Annotated in this window: 12 protein-coding genes and 1 pseudogene; 9 read left to right on the plus strand and 4 right to left on the minus strand. The window is 62.2% G+C overall.

Annotated features, from left to right (window positions below):
- Positions 1 to 71: 71 nt before the first annotated feature.
- From dgoD to BKP54_RS13350, 5 genes are all read left to right on the plus strand, one after another.
- On the plus strand, positions 72 to 1,220 hold the full coding sequence (dgoD, locus tag BKP54_RS13330; protein ID WP_025429237.1) for a galactonate dehydratase: 1,149 nt from the start codon (positions 72 to 74) through the stop codon (positions 1,218 to 1,220).
- Positions 1,221 to 1,258: 38 nt separating this feature from the next.
- A complete protein-coding gene (locus BKP54_RS13335; protein WP_025429236.1) occupies positions 1,259 to 2,035 on the plus strand; it encodes an SDR family oxidoreductase in 777 nt (258 codons plus the stop codon).
- Between the two features lie 292 nt (positions 2,036 to 2,327).
- Positions 2,328 to 4,043: an IlvD/Edd family dehydratase gene (locus tag BKP54_RS13340; protein WP_084814521.1), complete on the plus strand. Its 1,716-nt coding sequence runs from the start codon at positions 2,328 to 2,330 to the stop codon at positions 4,041 to 4,043.
- A gap of 12 nt (positions 4,044 to 4,055) precedes the next feature.
- Complete coding sequence (locus BKP54_RS13345) at positions 4,056 to 4,964, plus strand: dihydrodipicolinate synthase family protein (protein WP_025429234.1); 909 nt, start codon at positions 4,056 to 4,058, stop codon at positions 4,962 to 4,964.
- Positions 4,965 to 5,079: 115 nt separating this feature from the next.
- Positions 5,080 to 5,790: a FadR/GntR family transcriptional regulator gene (locus BKP54_RS13350; protein WP_084814522.1), complete on the plus strand. Its 711-nt coding sequence runs from the start codon at positions 5,080 to 5,082 to the stop codon at positions 5,788 to 5,790.
- 18 nt (positions 5,791 to 5,808) lie between these two features.
- Here the strand turns inward: BKP54_RS13350 and BKP54_RS13355 are convergent, their stop codons facing one another.
- The 4 genes and pseudogenes from BKP54_RS13355 to BKP54_RS13370 form a co-directional block, all read right to left on the minus strand.
- The gene (locus BKP54_RS13355; protein ID WP_025429232.1) at positions 5,809 to 6,309 is read right to left on the minus strand and encodes a hypothetical protein; all 501 of its coding nucleotides are present in this window, start codon (positions 6,307 to 6,309) and stop codon (positions 5,809 to 5,811) included.
- A 477-nt stretch (positions 6,310 to 6,786) separates the two neighbouring features.
- Positions 6,787 to 7,707, minus strand: coding sequence for a response regulator (locus BKP54_RS13360; protein WP_025429231.1), 921 nt, complete (start codon positions 7,705 to 7,707; stop codon positions 6,787 to 6,789).
- Positions 7,700 to 11,085: pseudogene (locus tag BKP54_RS13365) on the minus strand (ATP-binding protein). Before BKP54_RS13365 ends, BKP54_RS13360 begins: the two are co-directional and overlap by 8 nt.
- A gap of 113 nt (positions 11,086 to 11,198) precedes the next feature.
- Complete coding sequence (locus BKP54_RS13370) at positions 11,199 to 11,630, minus strand: OsmC family protein (protein WP_025429229.1); 432 nt, start codon at positions 11,628 to 11,630, stop codon at positions 11,199 to 11,201.
- A gap of 300 nt (positions 11,631 to 11,930) precedes the next feature.
- On the opposite strand from BKP54_RS13370, the gene urtA reads away from it, so the two are divergent.
- The 4 genes from urtA to urtD all read left to right on the plus strand — a co-directional run bounded on the left by urtA (position 11,931) and on the right by urtD (position 16,957).
- The gene (urtA, locus tag BKP54_RS13375; protein ID WP_025429228.1) at positions 11,931 to 13,223 is read left to right on the plus strand and encodes an urea ABC transporter substrate-binding protein; all 1,293 of its coding nucleotides are present in this window, start codon (positions 11,931 to 11,933) and stop codon (positions 13,221 to 13,223) included.
- Positions 13,224 to 13,410: 187 nt separating this feature from the next.
- Complete coding sequence (urtB, locus tag BKP54_RS13380; RefSeq protein ID WP_084814523.1) at positions 13,411 to 15,027, plus strand: urea ABC transporter permease subunit UrtB; 1,617 nt, start codon at positions 13,411 to 13,413, stop codon at positions 15,025 to 15,027.
- A complete protein-coding gene (gene urtC, locus BKP54_RS13385) occupies positions 15,024 to 16,187 on the plus strand; it encodes an urea ABC transporter permease subunit UrtC (protein ID WP_057219099.1) in 1,164 nt (387 codons plus the stop codon). The genes urtB and urtC overlap by 4 nt, the downstream gene beginning before the upstream one ends.
- A gap of 5 nt (positions 16,188 to 16,192) precedes the next feature.
- Positions 16,193 to 16,957: an urea ABC transporter ATP-binding protein UrtD gene (gene urtD, locus BKP54_RS13390; RefSeq protein ID WP_057221052.1), complete on the plus strand. Its 765-nt coding sequence runs from the start codon at positions 16,193 to 16,195 to the stop codon at positions 16,955 to 16,957.
- The last annotated feature ends 12 nt before the right edge of the window (positions 16,958 to 16,969 follow it).

A 16,969-nucleotide genomic window follows, 5' to 3' on the forward strand; every position in this document is an offset into this window, starting at 1 on the left:
AATCCCGGTCGCGGTGAGCCCGGCAGGGCTCGGCCGTGACAAGCCATCCCCACCGAACTGGACCTCAACTCATGAAGATCACCAAGCTTACCACCTATATCGTTCCCCCGCGCTGGCTGTTTCTCAAGGTGGAGACCGACGAAGGTATCGTCGGCTGGGGGGAGCCTGTCGTAGAGGGACGGGCGCTGACGGTCGAGGCTGCGGTGCACGAGCTTGCCGACTATCTCGTCGGCAAGGACCCGTTCCTGATCGAGGATCATTGGAACGTAATGTATCGCGGCGGCTTCTACCGCGGTGGCGCCATTCACATGAGCGCGCTTGCCGGCATCGACCAGGCGCTTTGGGACATCAAGGGTAAGGCGCTGGGCCAGCCGGTGCACTCGCTGCTCGGCGGGCAGTGCCGCGACAAGATCAAGGTGTATTCCTGGATCGGCGGCGACCGCCCGAGCGATGTCGCCCGCAACGCCAAGGATGTGGTGGCGCGCGGTTTCAAGGCGATCAAACTTAACGGTTGCGAGGAACTGCAGATCGTCGACACCAACGAGAAGATTGACAAGGCGGTGGAGACGATCGGCATCATCCGCGATGCGATCGGCCCGAATATCGGCATCGGCGTCGACTTTCACGGCCGGGTGCACCGGCCGATGGCCAAGGTGCTCGCCAAGGAACTCGAGCAGTTCAAGCTGATGTTCATCGAGGAGCCGGTGCTTTCGGAAAACCGCGAGGCGCTGAAGGAAATCGCCAACCATTGCTCTACGCCGATCGCGCTCGGTGAGCGGCTCTATTCGCGCTGGGACTTCAAGTCGGTGCTTGCGGACGGCTATGTCGACATCATCCAGCCCGATCTCTCCCATGCCGGCGGCATCACCGAATGCCGCAAGATCGCCGCCATGGCCGAGGCCTATGACGTGGCGCTGGCGCCGCATTGCCCGCTCGGGCCGATCGCGCTTGCCGCCTGCCTGCAGATCGATGCCGTCAGCTACAACGCCTTCATCCAGGAGCAGAGCCTCGGCATTCATTACAACGAGGCCAACGATATTCTCGACTATGTCTCGAACAAGGACGTCTTCCACTATGAGGACGGTTTTGTCTCGATCCCGCAGGGTCCGGGCCTCGGCGTCGAGGTCGACGAGGCCTATGTCATCGAGCGCGCCAAGGAGGGCCATCGCTGGCGCAATCCGATCTGGCGCCATGAGGACGGCAGCGTCGCCGAGTGGTGACGGTTGCGCGGGATCATCAGTCGAGGGAGGCAGAAAATATGAGCAAGCGGCTCGCTGGAAAACGCATTGTCATTACAGGGGCAGCCCAGGGCATTGGCCTTGCCATGGCCGAAGCGTTCCTGAAGGAAGGCGCCAGCCTCTTTCTGATCGATCGCGACGGGCCGCTGCTCGAAAAGGAGACGGCCCGGCTTGCGGCGGAAGGCGGCACGCTTGCCTCGACGACGGCAGATATCACCGATGCCGATGCGATTGCCGAGGCCATCCGCCAGGCCGAAAAGACGATCGGCAGGCCGAATGCGCTGGTCAACAATGCCGGCATCAATGTCTTTTCTGAGCCGCTAGCAACGACCGATGCCGACTGGCAGCGCTGCTTTGATGTCAATCTCAAGGGCGCCTGGAACTGTAGCCGCGCCGTTCTGCCCGGTATGATCGAGGCGGGCGGTGGGGTCATTCTCAACATCGCCTCGACACATGCCTTCACGATCATACCGCATACGTTTCCCTATCCCGTGGCGAAACATGCGCTTCTCGGCATGACCAAGTCGCTCGGCATCGAATATGCCTCCAGAGGCATCCGGGTGAATGCCCTTGCGCCTGGATACGTGCTGACCCAGAAGGCGGTCGAATACTGGAACAGCTTCCCGGACCCGGTCGCCGCCGAGGCGGAAACGATGAAGCTGCACCCCGGCGGCCGCATCGCCACGGCGGATGAAATCGCTCGCGCCGCACTCTTCCTGGTGTCGGACGAGTGCACCTTCATCAACGCCACCTGCCTGACCGTCGACGGTGGACTGAGCGTTTTGCATCATCCTTAAGCCAAGTCACGCCGCCATGCCCCGATAGCTGTCCGCCGTGCATCGCCGCGGTGGTGCGGCGCCTGCCGTTCGTGCGGCCAGGGGGCGGCACGCTTTGCCCCCCGTGACCGGTTTCGCCCGCGATCTCGAGACGTCATTTCATCTTCTGCGATGTGCCCGCCCACTCCCGCATAGGCTGGTGGGCACGGGCAATTGTGCGTGGTAGATGCTTGACCGCGAATAACTCCGATTATATGAGAAATAAAAATGCCCGTCGGCCAACACATGGCAGGGTACGTAGGGAGAGCTGAACGTGTCGAGAAAACTGAGATCGCAGCATTGGTTCGGGGGGCTCGATAAGGATGCCTTCATTCATCGCAGCTGGATGAAGAACAACGGCCTGCCGGATGACGCCTTTGACGGTCGCCCGGTGATCGGCATCTGCAATACCTTTTCCGAACTCACGCCGTGCAACGCTCATTTTCGCGGCCTGATCGAACATATCAAGGCGGGCGTGCTGGAGGCGGGCGGCCTGCCGCTGGAGTTTCCGGTCTTTTCCTGCGGCGAGTCCAACCTGCGTCCGACCGCCATGCTCTTTCGCAACCTTGCGTCCATGGATGTGGAGGAGGCAATCCGCGGCAACCCGATCGACGGTGTCGTGCTGATGGCCGGCTGCGACAAGACCACGCCATCCCTCGTCATGGGAGCGGCATCCTGCGATCTGCCGGCGATCGTCGTCTCAGGCGGACCTATGCTGAACGGGCGGCTCAAGGGCAGGACCATCGGCTCGGGCACCGATGTCTGGAAATTCTCCGAGGATGTGCGCGCCGGTGTCATGACGCCGGCCGACTTCATGGCGGCGGAAAGCGCCATGTCGCGTTCGCCTGGCCATTGCATGACAATGGGCACGGCTTCGACCATGGCGTCGATGGCAGAAGCATTGGGCTTGGCTCTGCCAGGCAACGCCGCCTATCCTGCCGTCGATGCACACCGCGCGCGCCTGGCGCGGCTTTCCGGCAGGCGGATCGTCGCGATGGTGGCCGAGGACTTGCGCCCGTCGCATATCCTGACGCGTGCCGCTTTCGCCAATGCCATCCGTGTCAACGGCGCTATCGGCGGCTCGACCAATGCCGTCGTTCATCTGCTAGCGATTGCCGGACGGGTGGGAACCGAACTGACGCTCGAAGATTGGGACCGATTTGGCCGGGATGTCCCGACGATCCTCAACCTCATGCCTTCAGGCACGTTCCTGATGGAGGATTTCTGTTACGCCGGCGGTCTTCCCGCCGTCATGAAGGAAATCGCCGATCTGCTCGATCTCGACAACCCGACGGTTACCGGCCAAAGCGTCGGCGCAAACATTGCGGATGCGGAGAATTACAATCCCGATGTCATCCTGCCGCGCGACGTGGCGTTGACGCAGCAGGGCGGGATTGCCGTCTTGAAGGGCAATCTGGCGCCGCAGGGGGCGATCCTAAAGCCCTCCGCCGCGACCCCGGCCCTGATGCAGCATCGCGGCCGCGCGGTCGTCTTCGAAACGATCGATCACTACAAGCAGCGTATCGACGATCCCGACCTCGCTATCGACGAGACATCGATCATGGTTCTGAAGAATTGCGGCCCCAAGGGCTATCCCGGGATGGCCGAGGTGGGCAACATGGCGCTGCCGCAAAAGCTGCTGAAGAAGGGCGTGCGCGACATGGTGCGCATCTCCGACGCTCGCATGTCGGGCACCGCCTTCGGCACTGTCGTTCTGCACGTCGCGCCGGAGGCTGCGGTCGGTGGTGCCTTGGCGCTGGTCAAGGACGGCGACTGGATTGAACTCGACGTGGCCGGGCGCCGGCTGCACCTCGATGTCGACGAGGCGGAGCTAGCGCGCCGGCGGGAGGAATGGACACCACCGGAAATCGCCATGCCCGGTGGCTACCAGGGCCTTTATGTCGAGCGCGTGATGCAGGCCGATCGCGGCGCCGATCTTGATTTCCTTGTCGGTTGTCGCGGGCACGCCGTGCCGCGCGAGAGCCATTGAGGAGGAGCGACGATGTCTCGGTTCGATCCTGCCGACCTGCATGGCATCCACGCCATCCTCTACGCGCTGTTTGATGACGACGAAAAGCTCGATCGCGAGGCGATGCGTCGGCAGACGGAAGTCTGTCTCGTTGCCGGCGTGCACGGCATGGCAGCGCTTGGCCTTGCGACCGAAGCCTCGAAGTTGAGCGAGGCCGAACGCATGGCCGTGATGGAATGGCTGGTCGAGGACACGGCCGGCCGCGTGCCCGTGGCGCTGACCATCTTCGGCCCGTCGGTCGAAGAGCAGGTGCGCCAGGCGCGCCATGCCGTTGGCGCCGGTGCTGACTGGTTGATCCTGCAGCCGCCGATCGTCGGCCAGTTCTCGGCCCAGGAATATATCCGTTTCTTTGGTCGCGTCGCCGATGCGATCGACGTGCCCGTCGCAATCCAGAATGCGCCAGCCTTCATGGGCAGAGGGCTGACGGCGACCGACATCGCCGAGCTGGTCCGCCAGCATCCAAACATTACCCTCATCAAGGGCGAGGGGCCGGTGGTCGATATCGCCACACTGATCGAGGTCACAGAGGGCCGCCTGCCCGTTTTCAACGGTCGCGCCGGTCTTGAACTCATCGATAACCTGCGTGCCGGATGCCGCGGCTTCATCCTTGCGCCCGATTGCATCGACCATGCGGTGAGGGCCTATGAATTCTATCGTGACGGCTGGGACGAGGAGGCGGAAGCCGCCTATCGCGATATCTTGCCGGCGGTGGTGTTCACCATGCAGGGGATCGAGAACCTGATGTGCTACGGCAAGCGTCTCTTCGGCGAACGTGCCGGCCTGCCCGTCTTCGATCGCGCGCCTGCGCTGCGCCCGACCGAGACAGGATTGGCAATGGTTCGGCGTTTTGCGGGCGAGCTTGGTCGTCTCGGCGAAGTGTAACCGCCTTCGCCCAGGCTCAACCTGGCTTGGCCGTGTTGGGGCGTGGCAACGGCTATGGTAGCAAGGGGTCGAATCGCGCCAGAATGCGCGCCGGGATTTCGGAAACGGACGGCTGATGACGACATTTACGATCGGTGACCGCGGGCTGCCCGCGCAGATCGCGGCGGAGATCGGCCGGCGCATCGCGCTTGGCGAACTTAAACCCGGCGACATCCTGCCCAAGGAATCCGAGATGCTGGGCAATCTGCGCGTTAGCCGGACGACTTTGCGCGAAGCGCTGAAGATCCTCTCGACCAAGGGGTTCATCGAGGCCAAGCCGCGCCTGGGCACCCGTGTCCGCGCACCGGAGCATTGGAACACGCTCGATCCGGTGGTGCTCTCCTGGCATGAGGGGGCGGAGGATCGGCAGCAACTGGCTGAAGAACTGTTTGAAATCCGCCTGGCGATAGAGCCGATGGCAGCGGGCCTTGCTGCCCGCCGAGGATCGGCGGACGAACTTGTGCGCATCCGCGCGGCCTATTCCCGGATGACCGAAGACCACGCGACGGTTTCCGCCGCCATCGAAGCCGACATCGAATTCCATCTGGAAATCATCCAGGCGGCGCGCAATCGCTTTCTCTTGCCTGTCTCGTCGGTGATCCGCACCGCACTGACGATCAGCATTCCCCGGACACTCAGGACGTTTGGCGGATTGCAGCACTCGTTGAAGATGCACGAAGCGATCGTCGACGCCATTGAAGCGCGCGATCCGATGGCGGCGTCCACCGCGGCGGAATCACTGTTGAGCGCTACATATCAGCGCAATTTTCAGGCCGGAAAACGATAGGCGCGCGCTGAAAAGGCGTCACTTGCGGCGCAGGTTGATCTCGCTGGTGACGACCTTGTCGCCGGATGCGGGGTCGACGTCGACGGTGGTCAGCCGCATGCCGTTGGCGCCGACCTTCTGTAGCGTCAGGTTGGCGCTGCGGTCGCCGTTGACTTCCTTTGCCCAGCGAATGGTGAGATTGATGGCGTCGCCGCGACGGCTGCCGCTCAGGCCCGCCCGTCCGCCGCGCGGACCCAGGTAGGATCCGCTGTATTTCGTGCCACTGAACTTCAGTTGGGCATCAATCGATTTTGAAATCAGGATCAATCCGCGACAGACGCCTTCCATTGAGAGTGCCAACCCTTGGGATTGGGAATCGAAGTTGCAGGAAACATTGACGGGCGACATATAGGTGCGGATTCTGACCGTCCCTCCGCCCGTCCAACTGCCCTGCAGCGACTTCAGGAATGCACCTTCATCCGCTTGAGCAACACCGGCCAGGGACGTGGTCGCGGCGGCAAGTACAAGCCATCGCAGCATGTCGCAACCCTCCGTTCAGAAACCGCCATGGTACACCAGCAAAGGCCAAGGTCACCAGCGGCAACGTGTGCGGCGGCCGGATGTTCCGCACGCGACGCTCGGTCAGGCGTGGCCGGCTGCACTGTTCCAATACCTATGCCGGAGCGTTGCTTGTGCAAGAGTGGGTGGAGGCTTTAGGCCGATATTGTGTTTATAGCGGCGGAATTTGTCCTACTTCGATTGATCTATACGCCCGAAAAGCGCGCTGGCGGCAGATCGCTCTGGCGATCATAGGCGCGCTACGTGTTCGCGCGCGGCGTGCGTTTGCTGAACAGGTTCTTCAGCCTAGCTAGAGCACTCGGCGGCAACGCCGGAAGCAAGGCGATCCCCATCACTCTCTCGCTCTCCGGATTCTCGGACGCCCTTCTCGGGCCCAGGGAAATGCGAAGAAGGCTAGCAGCGATTGAGTGAGGTGCGGTGCGGCCGGAACGCTGTTGCTTATATCCCGTGCAGGACCTGTGTCGCCTTGACCGCCGCCGAGGCACGGTTTTCGACGCCGAGCTTCACATAGATCTGTTCGAGATGCTTGGTGACTGTGCGTGAACTCAGTCCGAGAATCTCGCCGATATCGCGGTTCGATTTCCCCTTCGCGATCCAGAGCAGCACTTCGGATTCGCGCTGGGTCAGCGAGAAGTGCTGCCGCAGCATCTCGTCGTCGCTGCGTCGGCTCTCGGCCGTCAGGCGGAAGAGATATTCGTTGGCGCCGATCGCGCCGAGGAAAGAGATCTGCAGTCCCGCTTGACCGGGCTCTTCGAGGGTAAAGCTGTTCTCCCGCTTGCCGCCTGTCTCGGTTTTTTCCATCCAGGCGGCGATGCGCCGAGCGATCGTCGCAAGGCCCTCGTCGCTGCCGGTTGCGGCGTTGACGAGGCGGTTGGCCTGCGGTGTCGACCAGCGAACACTGCCGTCAGAGCGAACGGCAAGCAGATGGCGCCCGGCGGCGTCTAGCGCAACGCGGGCGCTTTGCGCCGAGCGGGCATTGGAGAGATGAACACGGATGCGGGCCCTGAGCTCATCGATGTTGATCGGTTTCGTCAGGTAGTCGACGCCACCGGCTTCGAGGGCGTGCACCACATGCTCGGTTTCCGTCAGCCCGGTCATGAATAGCACCGGTGTCTGGCCGACGGAGGCGTTGGCCTTCAGTCTCAGGCAGGTTTCAAACCCGTCCATACCGGGCATGACAGCGTCCAGCAGAATGACATCGGGCGTAATCCGGTCGGCAATCGAAAGTGCGGCACTGCCCGAGGTGGCGATCAGTACAGAAAAGCCCGACTGCTCCAGCGCCTCGGTCAGAAAGCCGAGGGCCTCCGGGGAATCGTCCACCAGCAGTACGATGTCGCGACGATCGTAAGTCTCAACCACGGGTGACAGCTCCATTCGCCGCTTTTTTCTTCAGGAAGGCGTCATAGCCCGTGAGGTCGAAGGCCTGGACATAGGCGCGAGCAGCATCGACGAAGAGCTGATGTTCGGGCTCCAGCGCGATCTCCGTCAGCTTGGCCTCGATGCCTCTGACGTAGCCGATCTCGCCAAGCCGGATCAACTCCTCGACATGGTGCTCGTCGGGCAACGTCATCGCATCGGCATTTGCCGCTCTCGGCTCCTCGGACGCTTCGCCCTCGTGGATCCAGGTGAGGCCAAGTTGAACGGCGAGCTTGTCTGCGAGCTGGCCGACGCCGAAGGGCTTGGCGAGTGTGTCGTTGTGGCCGACAAGGGCGCCTGTCGTCGAGCCGTCGCCGATATTGGCCGACAGCATGATGATCGGCGCCGTCTGGCCGTTGCGGCGCAATTTGTCGACGAGTTCCCAACCGTTCATACCAGGCATGGAGATATCGACGAGGAAGATGTCCGGCGCCAGCGCTCGACCATCGCGAGGCATTGCCCGCCACTTTCGGCGGCAAGCACCGTAAAGTCCATCGGCTGCAGGATTTCGCGCATCAGTTCGCGGTGATCGGCGTTGTCGTCGACAATCATGATTGTGCGCCGCGGGCCGAGATAGGAAGTGATCCGGCGCACCGCTATCAGCGGCGCCGGCCGATCGACGGCGGAGAGCATCAGCCGGACCCTGAAGGTCGTGCCACTGTTCGGTTCGCTGGTGACGGCTATCTCGCCGCCCAGCGTCTGCGTCAGCAATCGGGTTATGGTCAAGCCGAGACCGAGACCCGGCATGCTGCCGAGATGTTCCGCCTCGCCGCGCTGGAATGGGTCGAAAATGCGCGGCAGATCCTTCTCGGCAATACCACGGCCGCTGTCGGCAATCGTAAACGTCGCAACCTGACTGCGATAATCGATATCGAAGCGGATCTCGCCGCGCTCGGTGAACTTCAGGGCGTTGGAGAGCAGGTTGACGAGGATCTGGCGCAGCCGCTTTTCATCTGTCTTGACGTAGCGCGGCAAGGCGGGCGCGCGTCGATGTTCGAAGGCGATCCCCTTCGCCTGTGCTTGCGGGCGGAACATCTCGACGACCTGATCGAGGAAATCATGGATGTTGGTCTCGTTGGAATAGACCTGCAGCTTGCCGGCCTCGATCTTCGAGATGTCGAGAAGTCCGTCGATGAGCCCGGAGAGGTGATCGGCGCTGCGCTTGATGACCTTGATCGCGCCTTGTCGGGCCGGTGGGATCGTTTCATCGCGCTCGAGCACCTGTGCGTAGCCGAGCACGGCATTGAGCGGTGTGCGCAGCTCATGGCTAAGGCCGACGACGTAGCGGCTCTTGGCACGATTGGCCGCCTCGGCGGTCTCCTTTGCCTGCTGCAGGGCGGCATCGGTCTTCTTGTGTGCGGCGATTTCCTTCAGCAGCAGCGTGTTCTGCCGTGACGATTCTTCTTCGGCGACGACGCGGCTGTCGTGGGCGAGCACATAGAACCAGCAGACGATGCCGGCGAGCACGGCAAAGACGAAGAAGACGACGGCAATGGTGCGCTCAACCACTGTTGCCGTCTCGGGCGAAGCGTTGCCGGTCTGGTGCGCGATCATCGCCAGGATCAGGCCGATGCCTGCGATCGAGAGCACCGCCGAAATGGCGTAGCGCCCGAGCCGCGTCGTGAGCTTCGCCGTTACCTCTTCGGGTAGAAGCGCGTTCGCGACCGTTGCCACCTGCGCATTGAAGCGTGCCTTCGGCTTGCACATGTCGTGGCAGCGGCTGTCGAGCGAACAGCAGAGCGAGCAGATGGGCGCCGCATAGGCCGGGCACCAGGCCATATCCTCCGGCTCGAAGGGATGCTCGCAGATCGAGCAGGTGATCTCGCTTTCGCTCGCCCAGCTTCGTCTCGGCTTTCGGGCGAGGTAATATTTGCCCCCGGTCGCCCAAGCGATCAGCGGCGAGGCGATGAAGGCGACAAGCAGCGCAATATAGGGCGCAAGCGATGCGGCAATGGCGCCAAAGGCACCGAAATGCGCCGCCAGCGCGATCGTCGCCGAAAGCGCCATGGCACCGAGGCCGACCGGGTTGATATCGTAGAGATGGGCGCGCTTGAATTCGATGCCGGGTGGCGAGAGGCCGAGTGGCTTGTTGACGAAGAGATCGGCCGAAATGGTGCAAAGCCAGGCCATGGCGACGATCGAGAAGACGCCGAGCGTTTCCTCAAGGAGCTTGTAGATGCCGAGTTCCATCAGAAGCAGCGCGATCGCCACGTTGAACACCAGCCAGACGACGCGGCCGGGATGGCTGTGGGTGAGGCGCGAGAAGAAGTTGGACCAGGCAAGTGACCCGGCATAGGCGTTCATGACGTTGATCTTCAACTGCGAAACGACCACGAAGGCGACCATCAAGAGGAGGGCGGCGGTCTCAGACGGGATCATGTAGCCGAAGGCGGTGTAGTACATCTGCGCCGGGTCGGCCGCCCGCGTCGACGGAACGCCGGAGGAAAGCGCCAGCACGACAAGGAACGAACCGGCCAGAAGCTTCGGTGCCCCGACGAGCACCCAGCCGGAGCCGGCCAGGAAGATGGCGACGCGGTGATGCAGCTTGCGCTGGCCGTCGGGCGGCAGGAAGCGCAGGAAGTCGACTTGCTCGCCGATCTGCGCCATCAGCGCAAAGATCACCGCCGAGGCGGCGCCAAACTCGATGAGGTCGAAGGGCGCGAGCGTGCCCGGTGGACCGGATGCATGATGCATGCCGGCATAGGCAAGCCAGGTGGCGACCTTCTCCCAGTCCGCAAAGGCGATGAAGATAAAGGGCAGGATATTGAGCACGATCCAGAAAGGCTGGGTGATCAGCTGGAACTTGCTGATGAGCCGCACCCCATGGGTGACGAGCGGAATGACGACGACCGCGCTGACGATGTAGCCGACCCAAAGCGGTATGCCGAGCGCCAGCTCGAGCGCACCCGACATGATCGAGGCCTCGATCGCAAAGAGGATGAAGGTGAAGCTCGCATAAATCAGCGAGGTGAGGGTCGAGCCGATGTAGCCGAAGCTGGCGCCGCGGGTCAGAAGGTCGATGTCGACGCCGTGGCGGATCGCGTAACGGCTGATCGGCAGGCCGACCGTCAGGATCATCAGGCTGGCGATCAGGATGGCGACGATGGCGTTGGTCGTGCCGTAGGACATGGTGATCGCGCCACCGATCGCCTCCAGCGCCAGGAACGAGATCGCCCCGATCGCCGTCTGAGAGATGCGCTCGGAGGAAAAGCGCCGCGCACTCTTGGCGGTGAAGCGCAGCGCATAGTCTTCAAGCGTCTGGTCGGCGACCCAGCGATTGTATTCGCGTCGAACGGGAATGATGCGCTGGCGTGCCGCCATGTTGCCTCGTCATCTCCAGCATTGCCGACACATATGTGCCTATTTTCACGGCACGCACATTCCGTGCGTGAAATTTATGCAATGCGGAGATGGCGAAAGCAAGTGTGAAAGGATCATCCGCTCACTGCTGATGTGTCGACGACGACAAAATCATGGGTAATCCTCGCGGACTTGGCGAGCATGGCTGACGCCGAGCAGTATTTTTCAAGCGAGAGGGCGACCGCGCGCTCGACCTTCTTTTCCGAGAGGCCACGCCCCTTCACCACGAAGTGCATATGGATGCGGGTAAAGACGCGCGGGTCTTCTTCTGCGCGGTCGGCGTCGAGCTCCACGGAGCAATCTTCGACCGGCTCGCGACCCTTTTCGAGGATATGAACGACGTCGTAGGCCGAGCAGCCACCGGCGCCGATCAACATCAGCTCCATCGGGCTTGGTCCAGGCGTCCGCCCTTCCGGACCGGATGCCGTCCCGAGGACGATCTTGTGACCGCTTCCGGACTCGCCGACGAATGTCCGCTCTTCAACCCACTTGATACGTGCTTTCATGATCTCTCACCTGTGTTGAGCTGCTGTTGATGGCCAGTCGGCCTTCGATGTTTCAATAGCCGGAAAAGCCATCCTGCGGCCAGACTGGCACGTTGATTTCAACGTCATGGCCTTTGCACAATTCCTGCACGGCGGCGTGAACTCCGGATCGCCCATATCGCGGCAGCTTCCTCTTTGCCCCCTCGACCTACGTAGAATGACGTATGTGCAGTGCAGCACGACTGGCGGATGATCCCTCAAGCAACGGTCAAAAGGTACGAAGCCTCGTTGCGGCGATCAGAACGAGAGGGGTTCAATCAGATGAATATCAAGGCACGCGTCACCGGCGCTTTCCTGGCAACGATCTTGTCGACGACGGCATTCAACGGCGCCTTTGCGGCCGACGACACGATCAAGGTCGGCATTCTGCATTCGCTGTCGGGAACGATGGCGATCTCCGAGACGACGCTGAAGGACGCCATGCTCATGCTCATCGACGAGCAGAACAAGAAGGGCGGCCTGCTCGGCAAGAAGTTGGAAGCGGTTGTCGTCGATCCCGCGTCCGACTGGCCGCTCTTTGCCGAAAAGGCGCGCGAGCTCGTTTCCGTCGACAAGGTTTCGGCGGTCTTCGGCTGCTGGACGTCAGTCTCGCGCAAATCCGTCCTGCCGGTTTTCGAGGAGCTTAATTCGATCCTCTTCTACCCGGTGCAGTACGAGGGTGAGGAAAGCCAGCGCAACGTCTTTTACACCGGCGCCGCGCCGAACCAGCAGGCCGTTCCGGCGGTCGACTATCTGATGGAAAACGAAAGCGTCGAGCGCTGGGTTCTAGCGGGCACCGACTACGTCTATCCGCGCACGACCAACAAGATCCTCGAGGCCTATCTCATCTCCAAGGGCGTGAAGCCCGAGGACATCATGATCAACTACACGCCGTTCGGTCATTCCGACTGGCAGACGATCGTGTCCGATATCAAGAAATTCGGTTCTGCCGGCAAGAAGACGGCGGTCGTCTCGACGATCAACGGCGACGCAAACGTGCCGTTCTACAAGGAACTGGCGAACCAGGGCGTGAAGGCCGAGGATATCCCGGTTGTCGCCTTCTCCGTTGGCGAAGAGGAACTCGCCGGTCTCGATACGGCCCCGCTCGTCGGCCATCTCGCCGCCTGGAACTACTTCCAGTCGGTCGATACGCCTGCCAATGCCGAGTTCATCAAGACCTGGAAGGGCTACACCAAGAACGACAAACGCGTCACCAACGACCCGATGGAAGCCCACTATATCGGCTTCAACATGTGGTTGAAGGCGGTCGAGAAGGCCGGAACGACCGACACCGACGCAGTGCTTGACGCCATGATCGGCGTATCCGTGCCCAATCTCTCCGGCGGCTATTCGACGATGATGCCGAACCACCACATCACCAAACCGGTGCTGATCGGTGAAATCCAGAGCGACGGCCAGTTCGAGACGGTTTGGGAAACGCCCGGTCTCGTGGTTGGTGACGAATGGTCCGATTACCTGCCTGACTCCAAGGACCTGATCGCCGATTGGCGCGCGCCGATGTCCTGCGGCAACTTCAACGTCGCCACGGGCAAATGCGGCGGCAAGGGCTCCTGATTTCATCACCAAACGATAGTTTCCGGGTCGTGGCCAACGCCTCGCTCCCCTTTGAATGACGAAATCATAGGCAGGCATACCCTTCGCCCAATGCTCCCGTTGGGCGAAGGGATCTCGAAATTCCATGCCGCGGTGGCCGCGCCTGCCTGGCGCTGCCACAGACGAGCGAGACCCAAGCGAGAGGGCGATGTATCGCATTCTGCAAACCCTGATGATCACCCTTTGCCTGCTGGTTTCAGCCCATGTCACGGGCTCGCGCGCCGCGGACGATCTCGGCGCGCTCGTCAGTGCGCTCGGAACGGCCAAGCTGGCCGAGCTCGATGATCGCATTGCCGCGCTTGCCAAGAGCGGCGATCCACGTGTCATCCCGGTTCTCGAGGCACTTGGGGAGGGCAATCTCTATGCGCGAAAGACCGACGGCGGGGTCTTCCTCACGACGGAGAAGGGCGCGAGCCTTGTTCTAGTCAATCCGCTTGATGGCTCTGATGTCGGCGAAGTGCCGAAGGGCGAGCTGCAGAAAATCAAGGTCAACAACGCCGTCCGGCGCGCCGTTCGAGGCGCGCTCGGTGGACTGACGCTTTTCAGCGCCGATACGGGCGCAAGGTTGAAGGCGGCGCAATCCATGCGGCAGACGCCGAATGCCGACGCGCTCGAGGCGATCGAGACGGCACTCGCCGCGGAAAAGGACGCAACGGTGCGCAAGGCGCTCGACGAGGCGCGCGCGGTGACGCTTCTGGTTTCCGACCGTTCCGACGACGACAAGCGTGCGGCGATCAAGACGCTGGCAGAAGGCGGTGGCCGCGAGGCGCTTGGCGCGCTGACCTCAGCGCGCTCATCGGCGGACGTGAGCCTGAAACCGGATATCGAGGCCGCGCTGCAGCGCATCGAACAGGCGCAAGCATTCTGGAACGCCGGCCAGAACGTCTGGTACGGGTTGTCGCTCGGTTCGGTGCTGCTGCTCGCGGCAATCGGTCTTGCCATTACCTTCGGCGTGATGGGCATCATCAACATGGCGCATGGCGAGATGGTCATGCTCGGCGCCTATACGACATTCCTGGTCCAGGACGTCATTCGCACCTCCTATCCCGCTCTCTTCGACTGGTCGCTGGCGATCGCCCTGCCGCTCGCCTTTCTCGTCACCGGGATCATCGGCCTTGCCATCGAGCGCAGCGTCATCCGCTTTCTCTATGGTCGGCCGCTCGAAACGCTGCTGGCCACCTGGGGGATCTCGCTGATCCTGCAGCAAGCGGTTCGCTCGATCTTCGGGCCGACCAACCGCGAAGTCGGCAATCCCTCCTGGATGGCCGGCGCCTTTGATCTCGGCGGCTTGACGATCACCTGGAACCGTCTCTGGATCATCGTCTTTGCGCTCGCCGTCTTTGCAGCCCTTCTGTTCCTGCTGAAGCGAACGTCGATGGGGCTGAGGATGCGGGCCGTGACGCAGAACCGCCGCATGGCGTCGTCCATGGGCATCCGCACGCCCCTGGTCGACGCTCTGACCTTTGCTCTCGGGTCCGGCATCGCCGGCATGGCCGGCGTGGCGCTGTCGCAGATCGACAATGTTTCGCCCAATCTCGGCCAGGGCTATATCATCGACAGCTTCATGGTCGTCGTCTTCGGCGGTGTCGGCAATCTCTGGGGAACGCTCGTCGGCGCCTTCTCGCTCGGCATCCTCAACAAGTTCCTCGAGCCCTATGCGGGCGCCGTTCTCGGTAAGATCCTCGTTCTGGTGCTCATCATCCTCTTCATCCAGAAGAAGCCGCGCGGCCTCTTCGCACTCAAGGGAAGGGCGGTGGAGGCATGATCACCTCGTTTCTGCTCAAGTCGCTCGATCGCAGCATCGTCACGGTTGTGGCGCTACTGCTGGCTTTTGCCATTGCCATTCCCGCCCTCAACCTGCTGACGGCGCCGGATCACCCGCTGCACGTGCCGACCTATCTGGTCTCGCTGTTCGGCAAATATCTGACCTACGCGCTTCTGGCGCTGGCGCTCGATCTCGTATGGGGTTTCTGCGGCATCCTCTCGCTCGGTCACGCCGCGTTCTTCGCGCTCGGCGGCTATGCCATGGGCATGTACCTGATGCGCCAGATCGGCGCGCGCGGCTCCTATGGCAATCCTTTGCTGCCGGATTTCATGGTGTTTCTCAACTGGAAGGAGCTGCCCTGGTTCTGGCAGGGCTTCGACATGTTCTGGTTCGCGGCACTGATGGTGGTGGTGGTGCCCGGACTGCTTGCCTTCGTCTTCGGCTGGTTCGCCTTCCGCTCGCGGGTCAACGGCGTCTATCTGTCGATCATCACCCAGGCGATGACCTATGCGCTGCTGCTTGCCTTCTTCCGCAACGACATGGGTTTCGGCGGCAACAACGGCCTCACCGACTTCAAGGATATCCTCGGCTTCAACATCCAGGCTGACGGTACACGCGCCGCACTTTTTTCGGCATCCGCGGTGACGCTTGCCCTGTGCCTGGTGCTGACGGCGGCGATCGTCCGCTCGAAATACGGCAAGGTGCTGGTCGCCGTGCGGGATGCGGAAAGCCGCACGCGCTTTCTCGGTTATCGCGTCGAACACATCAAGCTCTTCGCCTTCACCGTCTCGGCGATGATGGCGGGCATTGCCGGCGCGCTTTACGTGCCGCAGGTCGGCATCATCAATCCCGGCGAGTTCGAGCCCGGCAACTCCATCGAGGTGGTCATCTGGACCGCGGTCGGCGGACGCGGGACGCTGATCGGCCCGATCGTCGGCGCGATCCTGGTCAATGGCGGCAAGAGCATCTTCACCGCAGCCTTTCCGGAGTTCTGGCTGTTTGCGCTTGGCGGGCTGTTCGTCCTGGTCACGCTGTTCCTGCCAAAAGGCGTGATTGGGACCGCGAGCGCTTATCTTACCCGCCGCAAGGCTCACCGCCGCGCGGCAGATGCCGAGAGCGCGCGCGACAACCTTGTCGCTGAACCGATGGCAGCGGAGTGATTGGCATGAACCAGACGATCAGCCAGACGAAACCGAAAAGCCTGCTCTATCTCGATGGCGTCTCGGTCTCCTTCGACGGGTTCAAGGCGCTCAATTCGCTCTCCTTCGTCATCGAGCCGGGCGAGCTTCGCGCCATCATCGGCCCGAACGGCGCCGGCAAGACGACGATGATGGACATCATCACCGGCAAGACCCGCCCGGACGAGGGGCAGGTGTTCTTCAAGGGCGATATCGACCTGACCAAACGCGATGAAGCCGAAATCGCCAGCCTTGGTATCGGCCGCAAGTTCCAGAAACCGACGGTCTTTGAAAGCCACACCATCTGGGACAATCTGGAACTGGCGCTCAATCGCAGCCGCGGCGTCTTCCCGACGCTGTTCTATCGTCAGACGGCGGACGACAAGGCGCGGATAGATGAGATCCTTACGACCGTCCGGCTCAGCGCCCGGCGCGACGATCTTGCCGCCAACCTGTCGCATGGCCAGAAGCAATGGCTGGAGATCGGCATGCTGCTGGCGCAGGAGCCGGAACTGCTGCTGGTCGACGAGCCTGTGGCCGGCATGACCGACGCGGAGACGGCCGAAACGGCAATCCTGCTCAAGGAGATCGCCAGGACACGCTCGGTCGTCGTCGTCGAGCACGACATGGGCTTCATCCGCGAGCTCGGCGTCAAGGTGACGTGTCTCGCCGAAGGCTCGGTGCTGGCCGAAGGCTCGATCGATTTCGTCAGCAGCGATCCGAAGGTGATCGAAAACTATCTCGGCCGCTGACACCGGTCGCTT

This window comes from Ensifer sp. 1H6, from assembly GCF_001976035.1.
GTDB lineage: Bacteria > Pseudomonadota > Alphaproteobacteria > Rhizobiales > Rhizobiaceae > Ensifer > Ensifer canadensis.